We start from the raw sequence: 16665 nt of genomic DNA, 5'->3' as shown, positions 1-16665 counted from the left end.
TTAAATTTATGTTGCCATTGTTACTAAGTTTGACACTTGCTCAATCAATTTCGCCTACACCACCACCAGAAGAAGTAGTACAACCGCAAGTTGTTCGTCCTTTACCAGGTAATCTTGATACAGTTCCAGTATTTAATAGCAATAGTCCAGAACTAGTCTTAAAGGAAGGGATTTTACTCTCCACTTTTCCTCCAGATAGCAAAAAAGTACCAACAGCTCATTTAAATTTTCCCTTTCAAGGAAGATTTGATATTTTTGCTCACCATATAGCTAGAGCTGAACCACAAGAAAATTTACGCTCGCTATATTTAGGAATTATCTTGCATAATCCTGGTGCAACACCAGTAACTATTAATGTGCTGCAAGGAGCAACTTATTTAAGTCAGCCAGATGCACCTTTTATTTCGTTACCATCATTCAGTGAAAACACTTTAGGTACAGTTTACGCAGGCCCAGGCGATCGCGTTACTAGTGATGTCCTGCGAGGACGACGACAAGAAATCTTTCCGGCTCAAATTGTGATTCCCCCAAAAGGAAGTCAGATGTTATTAAATCTGCCAATTCCTGTGAAAGGACTTACCCCACCTTTAAATGGTCGCTCGACATTAATGCGGCTACGCAGTAATGGTACAGTTTATGCAGCTAGCCTCGCCATGTTTGCACAAACAAATCCCGATGGTAGCGAACGTGCCCCAAATTTAGAAGAGTGGCAAAATTTACTCAACAATAGTGATGTAGCTGGCCCCAGAGATAAAACTCCCACACCTTTAGAAGAGACTGGTAAACCGAGAATTTACGGACGTGTAGCGGGAGTTGCTAGTGGTTCTCAGTGGCGCGCCTTATTAGTAGATGAGCCTAAAGCTAAATATTTAACGATTCCTCAACCGGGTCAAGCCTTTTCCTACGCTTTGAGTACCGTGCATGGTGGTACTTTGGGAACCAATCAAATTCAAAGCGCTCAGATGTTGGTACGCTATCCTGACACCGCATACCGCGCTCATGGTAATTACGGCATTCAATATAGTCTCAAATTGCCGTTGTATAACAATACTCAAACTCCCCAGACTGTAAGTGTGTCCGTTCAAACACCACTAAAAGAAGACCAGTTAGTCAAACCAGGACTACGCTTTTTCAATACACCCGCAAAGCAAGTATTTTTCCGTGGGACAGTACGAGTGCGTTACAACGACGATCGCGGTAAGCCACAAACCAAGTTTGTCCACTTAATGCAAACTAGAGGCCAAGCTGGAGAACCCCTAACTTTATTAAATATGCCAGCAGGCGATCGCAGATTAGTACAAGTAGACTTTCTTTATCCACCAGATGCTTCCCCACCGCAAGTATTAACCGTTGCAACTCAGACAAAGGGACAATAAGCTACTTCATTATTTGAGGTAGTGTGTTACGGCACATAGCGCCATTTCTGGCCATCATACCCGCCGTAACGCATCATTGAGAGACGCGATTAATCGCGTCTCTACAAATTTTGAATTTTAATTATTTTGGTCGGTACTCAGTACCATCCGCACGAAAACCTTTCTGTTGTAAAACAACTTTATTGTTCTGAATAATTGTCAGTTCCGTGTCAGCACCAGGAATAAAGCGGACTTGATAAGTATATCCATCCTTAGATGCTATGTAGGTTGTCCAGAGATTATTAGTTTCGGTTTTAGGTAACTTTGCTGCTGGAGCGCTATTTGTAGTTTCGCTCTTGTTGTCGTACACATTTATATATGCTTGACCTTTACCGTGAACTCTCACAGTTTTAGTTTCGGTCACAAAATGCACTAATGTATCTGCTTCTGAAGGATTTTTATCAGGCGCAGGCTTGGCGGGAACAACTGAGATCACATCTTCACGCACCCAGCCGACTTCATTTGCTTGTTTACCAAATTGCACTTTGTACCAAGTCCGAGTATCCCCTGAGGGCTTTTGCTTGTCTATAATTTTGACGCGATCGCCTGATTTACCTTGGCGAATGACGTTACCTTCTTTAATTACGGGTGCTGAACGAATATTAACTATATTCGTGTTAGTAGAATTAGTCTTGAGAATGCCTTCGCTAGATAGAATTTGGTTGGAATTTGTCATATTCTGATGCAGCCAGATAAGGATTTCTTGACAATAGATGCTTCAAATGATACTACTGGTTTTCCGAATTTGGAAAAAATATACTTAAATTTCTTAATAATGTACGCAGGTTTGAGAAACTGTATGGACTGGAATATGGCTCAGTCAAAAGTCAAATCATTTTTGTACTCAGGAATTTACTCCTGAGATAGGCATGATATTGAATGGTTGCAGAGTTAGGTAGACCTTTATTATTTCTTTCCTGTTCCCTGTCCCTAGTTACACAAGTAATTTCAGCAATCAAACCAGATTTCTATACATTATTTGAAACCCTTTGCTGCTTTTTTTTGACCTTTACTTTGAGGCTTAGATTTCTGCACTTCTGCTATGGCTGCTTGAAATAAGTTATGCAGATGTACAGGAACACTAGCAATTTCTGGTAAATCTGGTTCTAGAGGTTTACCGAATTCTTGTAGAAGTGAATCCAAATCATTTGCTAGACTAAAATCTGGACGTTGCAGAAAAGTTTGTAACAAGTTTTCTAATGATGTGGGATACTCTTGAGCTAATCGATGCCAGATAAAAGCATTGATACTCTTATCTTCCAGATAAAAGCGAATTAGTTTCTCAGCGCCTTCAATGCTCTGCCAATTTTCCGCTGATAAAATTGTTTTGAATTTACTATATGTTGGTAAAAATATTTGTCCCCAACGGGGATGGGAAATTGCTGTAACTTGTTCGGCTTTTTTGAGTTCAGCAGGTAAATCAACCTTTGGCATGACCATTTTACTGCTGCCATTATTGTTAAATATCTGCGAGGCTACATTAGAGTCAGCACCCATTTCTTTAACTGCTGCTTTAATTTCTTCTTGGTCGATACCAGCTTCCTGTGCCATCTCAGCTAAGGGTTTGGAAGTATCTATACCTGTATTTGCTAGTAATTTTTCTGTAATTACTTCTTGAAATTCAGCAATTTTTTTATTGAGTTGATATCCCGGTAATGTAATTTCATCCTGTCCAAAAAATTCTACAAACTGCTCATGGTATTGGACAACAGAATTCCAAGCTTCTGCTAGTAAATCGGGAGCATCGCTGTAAAGATGATTTTTATAGTTTTCTTTAAAATTACCAATAGCGACAGCCAGTTTTGGTTTACCCAATTTACCCATAATTGTATAGTTACCAAAAAATGTCCAGTAACTATCAGTAACCGGAGAAATCCGGGTAAGTAATATTTCTCCTTCTTTCAATCGTGATATTTCTTGTAGAGTTTTAGGATTATTGGGCTTAACAATGTAATGTTTATCTGTAAGCCAGTTTGTTACCTCAAAGCCATCAGGTAAAATTTCCGTGATGGCAAATAAGCCCATAAAACTACCATGCCAACTGCTAATAAGATTGCGATCGCTTTCTTGTAAATCAGGATAACTGTCTATAAACAATTCTAACGGAGAGTGATCACCAACTTTTCCTTCGGTAATAAAGCTGTCAATCACCAAGTCTTGCTGGGTAATGTTCCCATTCCCACTGCGTAAATTTCCAGCAGCATAGCTTTCCAGCGCTTGTGCTAAATCGCCTTCTGCTTCCAGCACAAAATCTACTATGGTTTGTTTGAGTGCGTGCGATCGCTCTAATATTGCATCCACAAGTCTATTTCTCGAATCAACAGAGGTAGATTATAGCTTTTTAGGCTATTAGCGCATCTAGCAATAGCTAGATTTATCAAAATGCAACCTCCGCAGGTTAAGCCCTCAGATCCTCTTAAACTAGATATCAAGCATCACCCAAGGTTTTTGCACATGATTGCAAGTCTAAATTCTAGTTATATTTCTTCAGAAGACTATCTTCCAAGAGAAAAAACTAGTCCCTTACAATTCCATAAGCTAATTGTCAAGGATTGCAAGTTTGAGTACATTTACGAACTTGCGCCCTCAGCTTAATTTTTCCTGAACTCTGGTTAGCGCTTTCAAAGGATTCTACTTTGAGTATGAGTAGTTTTTCGCCTGGTTGAAGTTCAACTAGTGGATTTGATGACAATGTTTTTTCTTTTCTTAAATTCACTTTATATTTAACTTTCACGACTGCTCCTGGTGATGGAATAACAGGAGGATCAATACTAGGAAGTAAATTAGTATTTGCTGTTTTAATCAGTCTTTTCCCAACAGACAAACCATCTGAGCCACTGTTAACAGTTCCTATCCAAATCCAGCCTATATGGTTCACTTTCTTTCTTGATTCAGAAGTTGTATTATGTTTGAACAAAGGCTTCCCTAAGATGTTCGATATATAAGGAATTAAGAATATACTACTTATTAATATAAGTACAATCAACTGTCCAAAAGGTATAATTGTAGCTCTACGTCGTCGATAAACCCTTGATGGCTTAAATAATAAACAAAAGGTTGTACTTGCTATCTTTATTAAAATATTGCCAATAAACTTCGTGACAGGTAGAAAAACTCCTGTAGTCTGTATAATAAATTTTTTAATAGGAAAAAAAGAATCTTGGATTTCTTCAACTGTCTCACGGATACCTTCAGCAATACTTTTAAAAGCTTCATCATAGGGTTTCCATTTAGTAACAGGTCTTTCACCCTTAGGCAATGCTTTAATATTACCAAAAATGGCCTTCCAATTATCATATGGCCGAAGGAGAACAGGAATGACACGAGCTTGTTTAGCTTTATGTCGTTCCATAGCCTGCTTGATCACAACTTCCCAGTAATAATCGGAAGCTATAAAGTCGGAACTAATCAACAGCAAAATTATATCTGCGCTCTTTAAGTGAGTATCAATCTCATTTTCCCAATCTTTCCCAGGACTGATCATCCCTTTGTGCCATCCCGTGATCACATTTTGCCGCTTCAAAATACTAAGGTGATCCTCAAGTTGTTGCCGCATTTGTTCATCTTGCTCGGCATCAGAACAACAATAAAAAAGTTCAATAACTTTAGTAGATCGCATTATACTGATAACTTACTACGTTTAAATCAACTAGTAATTATTATTTGCATGATTTATTCTTTAAGCTTGAGTACTTTATCTATTTTTCATTAAAAAAGCATAATCTGAATGTATCTATAAATTTTCTGTAAGCTCCTTTGTTACTATTCGGATACCTTCAGCCACGTTTAAAAATGCATCATTACGATTTCCCCACTTTTTGACAGGTTTACCACCTTTAGGAAGAGGTTGAAGTTTCCCAAATGGTGCGCTCTGCCAATCAACAGAGTCAAGAATTACAGGAATAACTCTGGCTTCTTGAGCTTTATGACGTTCCATAGCTCGTTTTACCTCAACATCCCAGCAATAATCTGAAGCAATAAAATTTGCACTTATAAGCAGCAAAATGATCTGAGATCTATTTAAGTGTTGATCTATCTCATTTTGCCATTCTCTTCCTGCTCCAATTTTGTGATCGTACCATCCTGTAATCACTCCTTGACGCTGTAAAAGAGCTAGGTGTTTCTCTAAGTTATTACGAAGTTTTTCATCTTCATGAGCATAAGAAAAGAAGATTTTAATACCTTGATTAGGTTGCACTGGCATAAGTTTATTTTTAACTAAACTCACATTATCCGTAACTCTCTGTATCCCAAATTCTTCTGTTGGTAATTCTGAAGAAGGTAAAATAATAGAAGAGGTAATTCCTAGTGAATTTATCTCTACTTGGCGAGCACAAATCTGCTTCTTTATTTCTTCGATATCATCATTCAACTTAAGCTTACGGCGTGGATCATCCTCAGAACGTCGCCTATCTTCTAGTGCTTTCAGCAGTTGAAAATCTTTGCTCAATTGTTCTTCCAGATATTGACGCAAATCCATTGCTTACTTATTTCGTAATTTGGACATTAAGCGTTCCCAAGCTGATTTGATGTTGAAACCGCTTCCTAGTTCCAACTCACCTTCATAATCAATTAGAAAAGGAACTATAGGTAGAGTAACTTTCAATTTATGCTTGGCATCTAGCTCAGGTGCTTTAATAACTTCCACAACTGCTGCTTGGCTGGGAAGTAAAGAAGGGATACGCTTTTCCAATATGGCCAACATTTGTTGCATTTCTGGCTCTGAAAGTTGATTAGCTTCTAAAGCATCCAGTAAAGTTTGAATCATAGCTAATTGGTTTTGGCTAAGCTGCTGTACAATTGATGCAATAATCACTTCTTCGGCAGCATCATAGCGTTTCAAAAATGATTGGCGCATTTGATTCAGGCTGACAGAGATAGCATCCTGAACATTTAATAAAAGGTTCAGCTTGGCATCCATCTGATGCAACTGTGTTTCTATATCATCCATCTTTGCTACTGATTCACTAGTACAACACGGCATAAATAAATAGACCATATTGGTGGGAGAATAAATAATCAGGTTAAAACCCGTTTTGGGCGCGGATTAAGGAATCAAGGTGTGGCTAGATTAAATCCTAAAATATTAAATTTAAGCGATGGCGAGCGGGATCAACTCCAACAGTTGATAAACAGACACAACACGCCGCAACAGATAGCGCTACGAGCCAAAATAATTGTCATGGGATCAGAGGGTCAAAATCATCGTGAAATCGCCCGAAATTTAGACATAAATCGTCAAACGGCGCGTTTATGGCGAAATCGGTGGTTGGAAACTGAGGGGAAAGAATTATCAATTGAGCAGAGATTACAAGACTCTGAGCGTGTTGGCGCACGCCCGAAGTTTAGTATGGAACAAGTAATCGAGTTGTTTGCATTAGCTTGTTCCCCACCATCCGATTATGGAAGACCAATAAGTCATTGGACAGCAAGAGAACTAGCGAACGAAATCATCAAACTTGGAATTATTGAAAGCATATCTGTCCGCCATGTTGGAAGATTACTTGAAGAAGCAGAACTTAAACCTCACCAGAGCCGCTACTGGTTAACCCCCCCCTGAGGACGAAGAATTTGACGCAAAAGTTGAAGATATTACTGGTTTATACATCAATGCGATTGAGCGGCATCTTCAGGGAGAACGTACAATATCCATTGATGAAATGACAGGAATTCAAGCTACTGAGCGCTTAGAAAAAGACTTACCTGTGCGACCAGGCAAAGTCGAAAGAAGGGAATTTGAGTATATTCGTCACGGCACGCAAAGCTTAATTGCCAGCTTTGATGTTGCCACTGGTCAAATTGTCCAGCCGACTTGTTCAGATACCAGAACGGAAGTTGATTTTGCCCTTCATGTTCGCCGAACAATTGAAACTGACAGTGATGCTAAAAAATGGCATCTGATTATGGACTGCCTTAACACTCATCAGTCTGAGTCTCTAGTTCGTTTAGTTGCACAAATTGAAGGTTTGAATATTGACCTGGGTATTAAGGGAGAAAGTGGCATCCTTAAATCAATGAAATCCCGCACTGCTTTTTTGAGTGATCCAACACACCGGATTGTGTTTCATTACACACCTAAACATTCCTCTTGGCTCAATCAAATTGAGATTTGGTTCAGTATTTTGGTTCGCAAGTTACTCAGAAGAGCCAGTTTCGTCAGTCAGGATGATTTGAAAAATCGAATCCTCAAGTTTATCGACTACTTTAATCAAACAATGGCTAAACCTTTTAAGTGGACATATAAGAGCAAAGTTTTGGCTATTTAATGGTCTGCTTATTTCCGCCGTACTGTACTAGTAGCTAGATATTGTTTAAGTTGTTCATATTCATGCTGGTAACGACTTGCTGACTCTCGTAGCTGCTCAATATCCATACGATAGCCAGCTTTCACACGAGGATTAGTTTCGTAGCGGAGTACATCCTCAAATTCCTTAAGAAGTTTAAAGTCTTTATCAACGTTGTCTGCTAAGTCTTGTAGTCTTTGGTTGAAGGCAGAAGGAATCACAAGATTGATTTACAGGCTTCAAATATTACTTTAATGCCACTCTAGCATTTTTTATTAGTCATTTTTACTATAAAAGTTTACCCCTATCTTATCTTGTCACAAGTAGCACCACCTCCAGATATGCTTCATACACTGTTGAATGGTATAGTTTTGGCTTGTGCGTCTAATTTATTGAGCAATAAAAATAATAAAAGCCCCTCCATACACTATTGGAGAGGCTTTGTTTATTAAAAACAGACCTGGCATCGAGCTATTGTGGCGTAGGGCAACCCCTAGACTATCGTGGCCGCAGCAGCGTTTCACCTCTGAGTTCGGGATGTAGTCAGTGTGGTTCCACAGCGCAATAGACACCAGGAAAACTTGTGGTTGGTTGACGGTTAACGGTTAACAGTTAACTGTCAACAAAACCCTGAAGACTGCAAGTAACGCGAAATAACCAATGATTGATGAGGTCAAGCCCTCGGTCTATTAGTACTCCTCTGCTTCATGCATTACTGCACTTCCACATAGAGCCTATCAACGGGTGTTCTGCCCGTGACCTTACCTACATTTGTAGTGAGAGCACTCATCTTGAGGTGGGCTTCCCACTTAGATGCTTTCAGCGGTTATCCGCTCCGCACTTGGCTACCCAGCGTCTACTGTGGGTACAATAACTGGTACACCAGCGGTGCGTTCCTCCCGGTCCTCTCGTACTAAGGAGGACTCCTCTCAATGCTCTTACGCCTGCACCGGATATGGACCGAACTGTCTCACGACGTTCTGAACCCAGCTCACGTACCGCTTTAATGGGCGAACAGCCCAACCCTTGGGACGTACTTCCGCCCCAGGTTGCGATGAGCCGACATCGAGGTGCCAAACCTCCCCGTCGATGTGGACTCTTGGGGGAGATCAGCCTGTTATCCCTAGAGTAACTTTTATCCGTTGAGCGACGGCCATTCCACGCTGCGCCGTCGGATCACTAAGGCCTACTTTCGTACCTGCTCGAGTGGTCACTCTTGCAGTCAAGCTCCCTTTATGCCTTTACACTCGCCGCACGGTTTCCAAGCGTGCTGAGGGAACCTTTGCGCGCCTCCGTTACTTTTTAGGAGGCGACCGCCCCAGTCAAACTGCCCACCTGAAACTGTTCCTACACCCGGTAAGGGTGCGAGGTTAGAATTCTAGCTTCGCCAGAGTGGTATCTCACCGTTGGCTCCATATTCCCCACAAGGAATATCTCTTTGCCTCCCACCTATCCTGCGCAAGCGAAGCCCGAACACAATTCCAGGCTACAGTAAAGCTTCATAGGGTCTTTCTGTCCAGGTGCAGGCAGTCCGTATCTTCACAGACATTCCTATTTCGCCGAGTCTCTCTCTGAGACACCATCCAGATCGTTACGCCTTTCGTGCGGGTCGGAACTTACCCGACAAGGAATTTCGCTACCTTAGGACCGTTATAGTTACGGCCGCCGTTCACCGGGGCTTCGGTCGCCAGCTTCACTTTCGCTGACCAGCTTCCTTAACCTTCCGGCACTGGGCAGGCGTCAGCCCCCATACCTCCTCTTTCGAGTTTGCGGAGACCTGTGTTTTTGGTAAACAGTCGCCTGGATCTCTTCACTGCGACCCACTCTCGTGGGCACCCCTTCTTCCGAAGTTACGGGGCCATTTTGCCGAGTTCCTTAGAGAGAGTTATCTCGCGCCCCTTGGTATTCTCAACCTCCCTACCTGTGTCGGTTTCGGGTACGGGTAAGATATGTTCATCACATTCCTAGCTTTTCTTGGCACAATCGAATCACTACTCGGAGTTCGTAAACTCCTCCCAAACCAATCAGGGTGTAGCTATCTTTCATGCGTCCCTAGCAATGCTCCCATACCTTAGTCAGGGATTAGTCACCCTGTGTCCATCGACTACGCCTTTCGACCTCGCCTTAGGTCCCGACTAACCCAGAGCGGACGAACCTGGCTCTGGAACCCTTAGGGTTTCGGGGTATGTGATTCTCACACATATTTGCGCTACTCAAGCCGACATTCTCACTTCCGTTTCGTCCACAGCTGCTTGCCGCTACTGCTTCTCCCTACCACGGAACGCTCCCCTACCGATTTATTTTTCAACAAATCCCACAGCTTCGGTACATCGCTTAGCCCCGTTCATTTTCGGCGCAAGAGCGCTTGACTAGTGAGCTATTACGCACTCTTTCAAGGGTGGCTGCTTCTAGGCAAACCTCCTAGTTGTCTATGCACTCTCACCTCCTTTCTCACTTAGCGATGATTTGGGGACCTTAGCTGGTGGTCTGGGCTGTTTCCCTCTTGACAATGAAGCTTATCCCCCACTGTCTCACTGGCAATGTGTGCTTTGGGTATTCTGAGTTTGTCTCGATTTGGTACCGGTCTCCCAGCCCGCACCGAAACAGTGCTTTACCCCCCAAATATAATCATTACCGCTGCGCCTAAACACATTTCGGGGAGAACCAGCTAGCTCCTGGTTCGATTGGCATTTCACCCCTAACCACACCTCATCCGCCGATTTTTCAACATCGGTCGGTTCGGACCTCCACTTGGTGTTACCCAAGCTTCATCCTGGACATGGTTAGATCACCAGGGTTCGGGTCTATAAACACTGATTATCGCCCTTTTCAGACTCGGTTTCCCTTTGGCTCCAGCATTCTCGCTTTAACCTACCAGTGCCTATAAGTCGCCGGCTCATTCTTCAACAGGCACGCGGTCATCCGTTGAATCGGACTCCCACTGCTTGTAAGCTGATGGTTTCATGTTCTATTTCACTCCCCTCCCGGGGTTCTTTTCACCTTTCCCTCGCGGTACTGGTTCACTATCGGTCACACAGTAGTATTTAGCCTTACGAGGTGGTCCTCGCTGATTCACATGGGATTCCTCGTGCCCCATGCTACTCGGGATTCAGCTACTATCCTTCAGCTTTTGACTACAGGACTTTCACCTTCTTTGGTGCAGTATTTAGCTGCTTCGTCTAACCTCTAGATTCGATATCGCTGTCCCACTACCCCAGTCAGTAAACCAACTGGTTTAGGCTTTTCCCCTTTCGCTCACCACTACTGAGGGAATCTCTTAATTGATTTCTCTTCCTCCAGCTACTAAGATGTTTCAATTCGCTGGGTTGGCTCTTTCCTGCCTATATATTCAGCAGGTAGTACATAGGGTTGCCCCATTCGGATACCTCCGGCTCATAGTCTGCTTCCAACTCCCCGGAGCATTTCGTCGGTAACCACGTCCTTCTTCGCCTCTGTGTGCCTAGGTATCCACCATCAGCCCTTATTAGCTTGACCACAATACATTTGGTTTCACATCTGCAGTCTTTTGTCTTTCGTCTTTGGGTCCTTCTTTTGACTTTTGACTTTTGACTTTTTTGACTGCCTGCTATTTTTCGCGTTACTATGCAGTTTTCAAGGTTCTGGCTGGCGTATTTCCAGCAGTTTGACTGTTATTCACGTCAATTGCTGAATTTACCTATTGATCTTTGCAATCATTTTTATTTACCGAACACAGAATACTTTGAAAGTTCTTCACCAATCTCGACCGACCTAGAGTAGACCATCTTTGTCTCTATTGACTGTTTGCAATTGATTTCAAAGTTGGGTAGGTCTCCCTAAAAGGAGGTGATCCAGCCACACCTTCCGGTACGGCTACCTTGTTACGACTTCACCCCAGTCACCAGCACTGCCTTCGGCATCCTCCCCCACGAATGGTTGGAGTAATGACTTCGGGCGTTGCCAGCTTCCATGGTGTGACGGGCGGTGTGTACAAGGCCCGGGAACGAATTCACTGCAGTATGCTGACCTGCAATTACTAGCGATTCCTCCTTCACGCAGGCGAGTTGCAGCCTGCGATCTGAACTGAGCCACGGTTTATGAGATTTGCTTGCTATCGCTAGCTCGCTGCCCTTTGTCCGTAGCATTGTAGTACGTGTGTAGCCCAAGACGTAAGGGGCATGCTGACTTGACGTCATCCCCACCTTCCTCCGGTTTGTCACCGGCAGTCTCTCTAGAGTGCCCAACTTAATGCTGGCAACTAAAAACGAGGGTTGCGCTCGTTGCGGGACTTAACCCAACATCTCACGACACGAGCTGACGACAGCCATGCACCACCTGTGTTCGCGCTCCCGAAGGCACTCCTCCCTTTCAAGAGGATTCGCGACATGTCAAGTCTTGGTAAGGTTCTTCGCGTTGCATCGAATTAAACCACATACTCCACCGCTTGTGCGGGCCCCCGTCAATTCCTTTGAGTTTCACACTTGCGTGCGTACTCCCCAGGCGGGATACTTAACGCGTTAGCTCCGGCACGGCTCGGGTCGATACAAGCCACGCCTAGTATCCATCGTTTACGGCTAGGACTACTGGGGTATCTAATCCCATTCGCTCCCCTAGCTTTCGTCCCTCAGTGTCAGTTGCGGCCTAGCAGAGCGCTTTCGCCACCGGTGTTCTTCCTGATCTCTACGCATTTCACCGCTACACCAGGAATTCCCTCTGCCCCGAACGCACTCTAGCTATGTAGTTTCCACTGCTCTTATGAGGTTGAGCCTCACTCTTTAACAGCAGACTTACATTGCCACCTGCGGACGCTTTACGCCCAATCATTCCGGATAACGCTTGCATCCTCCGTATTACCGCGGCTGCTGGCACGGAGTTAGCCGATGCTTATTCCTCAAGTACCGTCATTTTTTTCTTCCTTGAGAAAAGAGGTTTACAACCCAAGAGCCTTCCTCCCTCACGCGGTATTGCTCCGTCAGGCTTTCGCCCATTGCGGAAAATTCCCCACTGCTGCCTCCCGTAGGAGTCTGGGCCGTGTCTCAGTCCCAGTGTGGCTGATCATCCTCTCAGACCAGCTACTGATCGTCGCCTAGGTGCGCTCTTACCACACCTACTAGCTAATCAGACGCGAGCTCATCTTCAGGCAGCAAGCCTTTTACCTCTCGGCACATCCGGTATTAGCCACCGTTTCCAGTGGTTGTCCCCGACCTGAAGCTAGATTCTCACGCGTTACTCACCCGTCCGCCACTATCTCCGAAGAGACCGTTCGACTTGCATGTGTTAAGCATACCGCCAGCGTTCATCCTGAGCCAGGATCAAACTCTCCATTTTGCTTTCGAGTTCGCGGCTCCGATGACTTTTTGTCTCGGAATCCTGTATTTCTTTTTTTAGATTTCTTTGGGTCTTACCCCAACAATCTTAATTGACGAGGATTGTTTTTGAAGCTTTCAAAGTATTTGTTTTTCTCGGTTCGGCTGCTTTGGCATCTCTTCGCCTCAGCACTTATCTACATTAGCAACTGTTTTTCTATTTCGTCAACCCTTTTCTCAACTTTTTTTGACCTGCTCTCTACCATAGCGGCAATCAGACATCAAACCTCTATCAGGTAAGGCTTTTGATGTTTTTGTCATCTTTAATGGCTGAGTCGGTCTGAATCTATGGCTGAGTATTTATCTCATCCGAATACGCCTGTGATGCTTAAACTCACCTCTACTCATCACTCAGATGTTCGGCATGAAATTAGGCTATGCACCTACAAATCCTAATGTGTGGGACTTTTACTAAACTCTTATTTTTCAAATATTCCAAAGATGAGTGATTGAGCTAAAGACAAAACCTGATCGTTAGAAGATTAACGATGCATAGGATGTTTAATTTTGCAAAATATTAAGCATCACACCATAAATTATAGAATTTGCCTCAGATCTGCTAAATTGACAGAAAGGAAATAGCGTGTTTATATCATGTCCGGATAATCAGTTATAATTTGGCAAGTCTGTGCTGAAAGCTGAAAATCCTGTCCTTCGATACCTTTGGTGCTTTAAATCTAAGACTTTAAGCAAACAAAATTATGATATGGAGATCGCCTACCTAATTAGGATTGATGAAGCTTAAGCTTAAATAATTACATATAAAAGTAATAACAATTGCAAACCAGCTTGCTAGCTAAATTATATTTAGCCACGGTTTTTGATTAGTACAACTTGCATAATTTGTAGGGCTAGATCGCTGGAAATACCCAAAGATAAGTACAGATCGTTGAGAAAATTAGTTTCCTCTTCTGTCAAAATTCCGTCATTTAGTACCAAATCTGTAGCTACTGCAAAGGCTGCTTCTCGCAATTCTTGGGTTAAAGTTTGTTTAGCTGAATTAAATAAAACATTTATCCCATCCCGGCGTCTCAGGATGCCAAGAATTTTATCAAACAGCTTGTTCATCATCTCGTCAGTATAGTTTCTAAAAAGCTTAGACCGAGATAGAACTGAGGCAATAGAACGAGCTTCATGTTCTGCAAGATCGCCATCGATTGCTGTTGCAGCGAGCGTAATAGCAGCAAAAGCCTCTGATGGACTGAGTGTTGGTTGAGCCTGGCTTTCTGTACCCAATACCGTGTCTAATAAACCCATAGTAGTGCGCTCCTTGATTGAGTCTTCAATAGGGGAGCAGTACCCTGCATGTTCGATAACTTTCAGGTGAATCTGCAACACTGTGAGACTTTCATGGTTTATTGTTCCCAGTATTTCTTCACAATGAACACATACAAGTCATGGGTTTATCGGTGAGAACGAAAAGCCAGGTGAGAACTTAGCGTTCTCCGGTCTTTTCCATCGTTTCTATTACTGCTAAACCTATACCAGAAGCTGCTATTAGCACTACTGCTGAGATTAGATAGGCATTAGCCAGCATCTGAAGGGCTTCATTGAAAAAAATGTAGGTGGTCATTATGCTTCACCTTTATAACTCTGTATTGCTAGTGCTTTTTATTTCTCCACACCCTGAGAGGTGTATTCCGTTGAAAAGCTCCTAGCATTTGCATCTTAACAAAACTTTAGCTATTTCAAAATACATCTCAAAGTTTTTCTTTCTGAAGATTTCATGAATTTTGTTGGTATTTGGTTGCATACCATACTGCAAATTATTTGCTGTTAAAAAAATGTCCGTCTCATCTATAGAAATAATACTTAGCACTTATGTCTCCATAGCAACAATAAAAAAACACGAATATAATTATCATCTATAGAAGTAATTAGCAATATTTTGCTGTTAAACCTGCCTATAGAGACGAAATTCTTTTAAAGCTTACTTGGATTGTTTACGAAAAAATTACTAGGTAATTGTGTTATTAGTCTTACCTAAAAATTTATTTATAAAATTTATTCCTCATCGTTCGCGTAATCGATTCTGAAAATAAAGAATTCATCAAAATGGTTAAAAGGCTTACAACAAAAGGATTAATCGCATCAAACTTTTATCCATATACCCTTTAGAGGCGTGGTTAGTTCACAGTGCGATGACGGTGCGATCGCACCGATACATTCAGATTCCTACTGAAATCTTTGAGGGAAATCGGGTAAGTGTAAGCTTTCTATTCTGATTACCAAAACCAAAGCTATATATAGTAGGAATTTCATGGTTTTTTGGGAATTAATTATTTCCGATTTGGATTACGCGAATGGTGAGTTATTCAGCTTGAAATTTCTGAAAAAGCAATATAGCGCTTCTCGATCGCAGAAAGTACAAAACTTCAGGGAATCATAACTCAAATAAAAATCCTATACAGATTAATTCCTCGTCTCTGACTTGTAAAGATTGCTTTTTTGCTGAATTTAGTGGCATTTGCTACAGAAATCAATCCCAACATCGACTATCTTGCTTTGCTGTTTGTAGCAGAGATACATATTTCTTTACATTTCGATGAGCGATGTCTGACGAAAAGCCCTCCGGGTTCGGTAGTTGCTTCAAGTCGGGGAACCCGCCCAACGCACTACCTCACCGCTTTGCGTCTACGCAATTTATCATGCCACTCCGATCGGTTCATCTATCGATCACTCTTTATACTAAACAGCGTTCGATTGTTGCTACCACAGATTGAGAAAGGGTTGGCAAATCATAGCCACCTTCTAAACCAACAAGAATTTTGCGAGTGCAGCCTAAACAATAATTGATCAAGTAACCGTAATCTTCTGGTTGTAAATTAACGCTGGCTAAGGGATCTTCAGCATTAGCATCATAACCAGCACTGATAATTAATATATCTGCTTGAAAATTGGCTAAAAAAGGGAGAACTTTGTTTTCAAAGAGTGGCTGATATACTGCCATTGTGCTACCAGGTGGTACGGGTAAATTTAAGACATTATTATGAAAGCCGCGTTCGGATGCTCTACCAGTTCCGGGATAGCAAGGATATTGATGTAGCGAACAATAGGCAATTTGTGCTTCAGATTCCACGATCGCCTGAGTGCCATTGCCGTGATGCACATCCCAATCTAAGATAGCTACACGGTTAATCCCTGGTTTTTGTAGGGCATGGAAAGCTGCGATCGCCGCATTAGAAAATAGACAAAATCCCATACCCATATCACTTTCTGCATGGTGTCCTGGGGGACGAGATAGCACAAAAGCTGGATTTTCTGTGGATAAAACTACATCGACTCCATCCAGCCAAGCGCTAACTGCTAGTAATGCTACGTCATAACTGCGGGGGGAAATTGGCGTATCGCCATCTAAATAACCGCCTCCAGCAAAGGCGATCCGATGGACTTTGTCGATGTAATCTGGAGTATGAGCTTTAGATAACATCGGCATTAGTGCTGGATTTTCTGATGCTGGTGTAGGCGATCGCCAGATCAGGTTTTCGGCAAAATGCGCTTGCTTTAAGGCGTTGACAATAGCTGTTAAACGTTGTGGTGATTCTGGATGGTAATTTCCAGTTTTGTGTTCTAGAAACTCATCAGAATAAATGACTGGTAGCATAAATTAGGTAATTGGTG

At 42.5% G+C, this 16665-nt stretch carries 12 protein-coding genes and 3 rRNA genes; 3 read left to right on the top strand and 12 right to left on the bottom strand.

Features of this window, described 5'->3' with window-relative positions; all coding sequences use genetic code 11:
* The first annotated feature begins 8 nt into the window (after window positions 1-8).
* Window positions 9-1376, top strand: coding sequence for a DUF3370 domain-containing protein (locus HGR01_RS15395; protein WP_045874413.1), 1368 nt, complete (start codon window positions 9-11; stop codon window positions 1374-1376).
* Window positions 1377-1497: 121 nt separating this feature from the next.
* Here the strand turns inward: HGR01_RS15395 and HGR01_RS15390 are convergent, their stop codons facing one another.
* The 5 genes from HGR01_RS15390 to HGR01_RS15370 form a co-directional block, all read right to left on the bottom strand.
* Window positions 1498-2091, bottom strand: a complete 594-nt coding sequence (locus HGR01_RS15390) for an SH3 domain-containing protein (RefSeq protein ID WP_045874414.1) — start codon at window positions 2089-2091, stop codon at window positions 1498-1500.
* Window positions 2092-2390: 299 nt separating this feature from the next.
* Window positions 2391-3716: a hypothetical protein gene (locus HGR01_RS15385; RefSeq protein WP_045874415.1), complete on the bottom strand. Its 1326-nt coding sequence runs from the start codon at window positions 3714-3716 to the stop codon at window positions 2391-2393.
* Window positions 3717-3960: 244 nt separating this feature from the next.
* The gene (locus HGR01_RS15380; RefSeq protein WP_045874416.1) at window positions 3961-5034 is read right to left on the bottom strand and encodes a toll/interleukin-1 receptor domain-containing protein; all 1074 of its coding nucleotides are present in this window, start codon (window positions 5032-5034) and stop codon (window positions 3961-3963) included.
* Window positions 5035-5148: 114 nt separating this feature from the next.
* A complete protein-coding gene (locus HGR01_RS15375; RefSeq protein WP_210403146.1) occupies window positions 5149-5895 on the bottom strand; it encodes a toll/interleukin-1 receptor domain-containing protein in 747 nt (248 codons plus the stop codon).
* A gap of 3 nt (window positions 5896-5898) precedes the next feature.
* Entirely contained in the window at window positions 5899-6366 is a 468-nt protein-coding gene (locus HGR01_RS15370) for a hypothetical protein (RefSeq protein ID WP_194007865.1), read from the bottom strand.
* A 111-nt stretch (window positions 6367-6477) separates the two neighbouring features.
* Between HGR01_RS15370 and HGR01_RS15365 the strand changes: the two genes are divergently transcribed.
* Complete coding sequence (locus tag HGR01_RS15365) at window positions 6478-6975, top strand: helix-turn-helix domain-containing protein (protein WP_045870251.1); 498 nt, start codon at window positions 6478-6480, stop codon at window positions 6973-6975.
* A gap of 100 nt (window positions 6976-7075) precedes the next feature.
* On the top strand, window positions 7076-7681 hold the full coding sequence (locus HGR01_RS15360; RefSeq protein ID WP_045870252.1) for a transposase: 606 nt from the start codon (window positions 7076-7078) through the stop codon (window positions 7679-7681).
* A gap of 8 nt (window positions 7682-7689) precedes the next feature.
* Here the strand turns inward: HGR01_RS15360 and HGR01_RS15355 are convergent, their stop codons facing one another.
* The 7 genes from HGR01_RS15355 to HGR01_RS15325 all read right to left on the bottom strand — a co-directional run bounded on the left by HGR01_RS15355 (window position 7690) and on the right by HGR01_RS15325 (window position 16648).
* Window positions 7690-7920 carry a hypothetical protein gene (locus HGR01_RS15355; RefSeq protein ID WP_045870253.1) on the bottom strand — a complete coding sequence of 77 codons (231 nt, stop codon included), beginning with the start codon at window positions 7918-7920 and terminating at the stop codon, window positions 7690-7692.
* 237 nt (window positions 7921-8157) lie between these two features.
* Window positions 8158-8275 (bottom strand): 5S ribosomal RNA (gene rrf, locus HGR01_RS15350).
* A gap of 93 nt (window positions 8276-8368) precedes the next feature.
* Window positions 8369-11194, bottom strand: a 23S ribosomal RNA gene (locus HGR01_RS15345).
* 323 nt (window positions 11195-11517) lie between these two features.
* Window positions 11518-13006: ribosomal RNA gene (locus tag HGR01_RS15340) — 16S ribosomal RNA — on the bottom strand.
* The 16S, 23S and 5S rRNA genes sit together here, the layout of an rRNA operon.
* Before the next feature lie 845 nt (window positions 13007-13851).
* Window positions 13852-14301, bottom strand: a complete 450-nt coding sequence (locus HGR01_RS15335) for a tellurite resistance TerB family protein (protein ID WP_045870254.1) — start codon at window positions 14299-14301, stop codon at window positions 13852-13854.
* A 178-nt stretch (window positions 14302-14479) separates the two neighbouring features.
* Window positions 14480-14617, bottom strand: a complete 138-nt coding sequence (locus tag HGR01_RS15330) for a hypothetical protein (RefSeq protein ID WP_045870255.1) — start codon at window positions 14615-14617, stop codon at window positions 14480-14482.
* A gap of 1110 nt (window positions 14618-15727) precedes the next feature.
* Window positions 15728-16648, bottom strand: coding sequence for a histone deacetylase (locus HGR01_RS15325; RefSeq protein ID WP_045870256.1), 921 nt, complete (start codon window positions 16646-16648; stop codon window positions 15728-15730).
* Window positions 16649-16665 lie beyond the last annotated feature (17 nt).

The sequence above is a fragment of the Tolypothrix sp. PCC 7712 genome (genome assembly GCF_025860405.1).
Lineage (GTDB): Bacteria > Cyanobacteriota > Cyanobacteriia > Cyanobacteriales > Nostocaceae > Aulosira > Aulosira diplosiphon.
The sequence above is the reverse complement of the archived record's forward strand: the minus strand, read 5'-3'. Positions and strand labels throughout refer to the sequence as shown.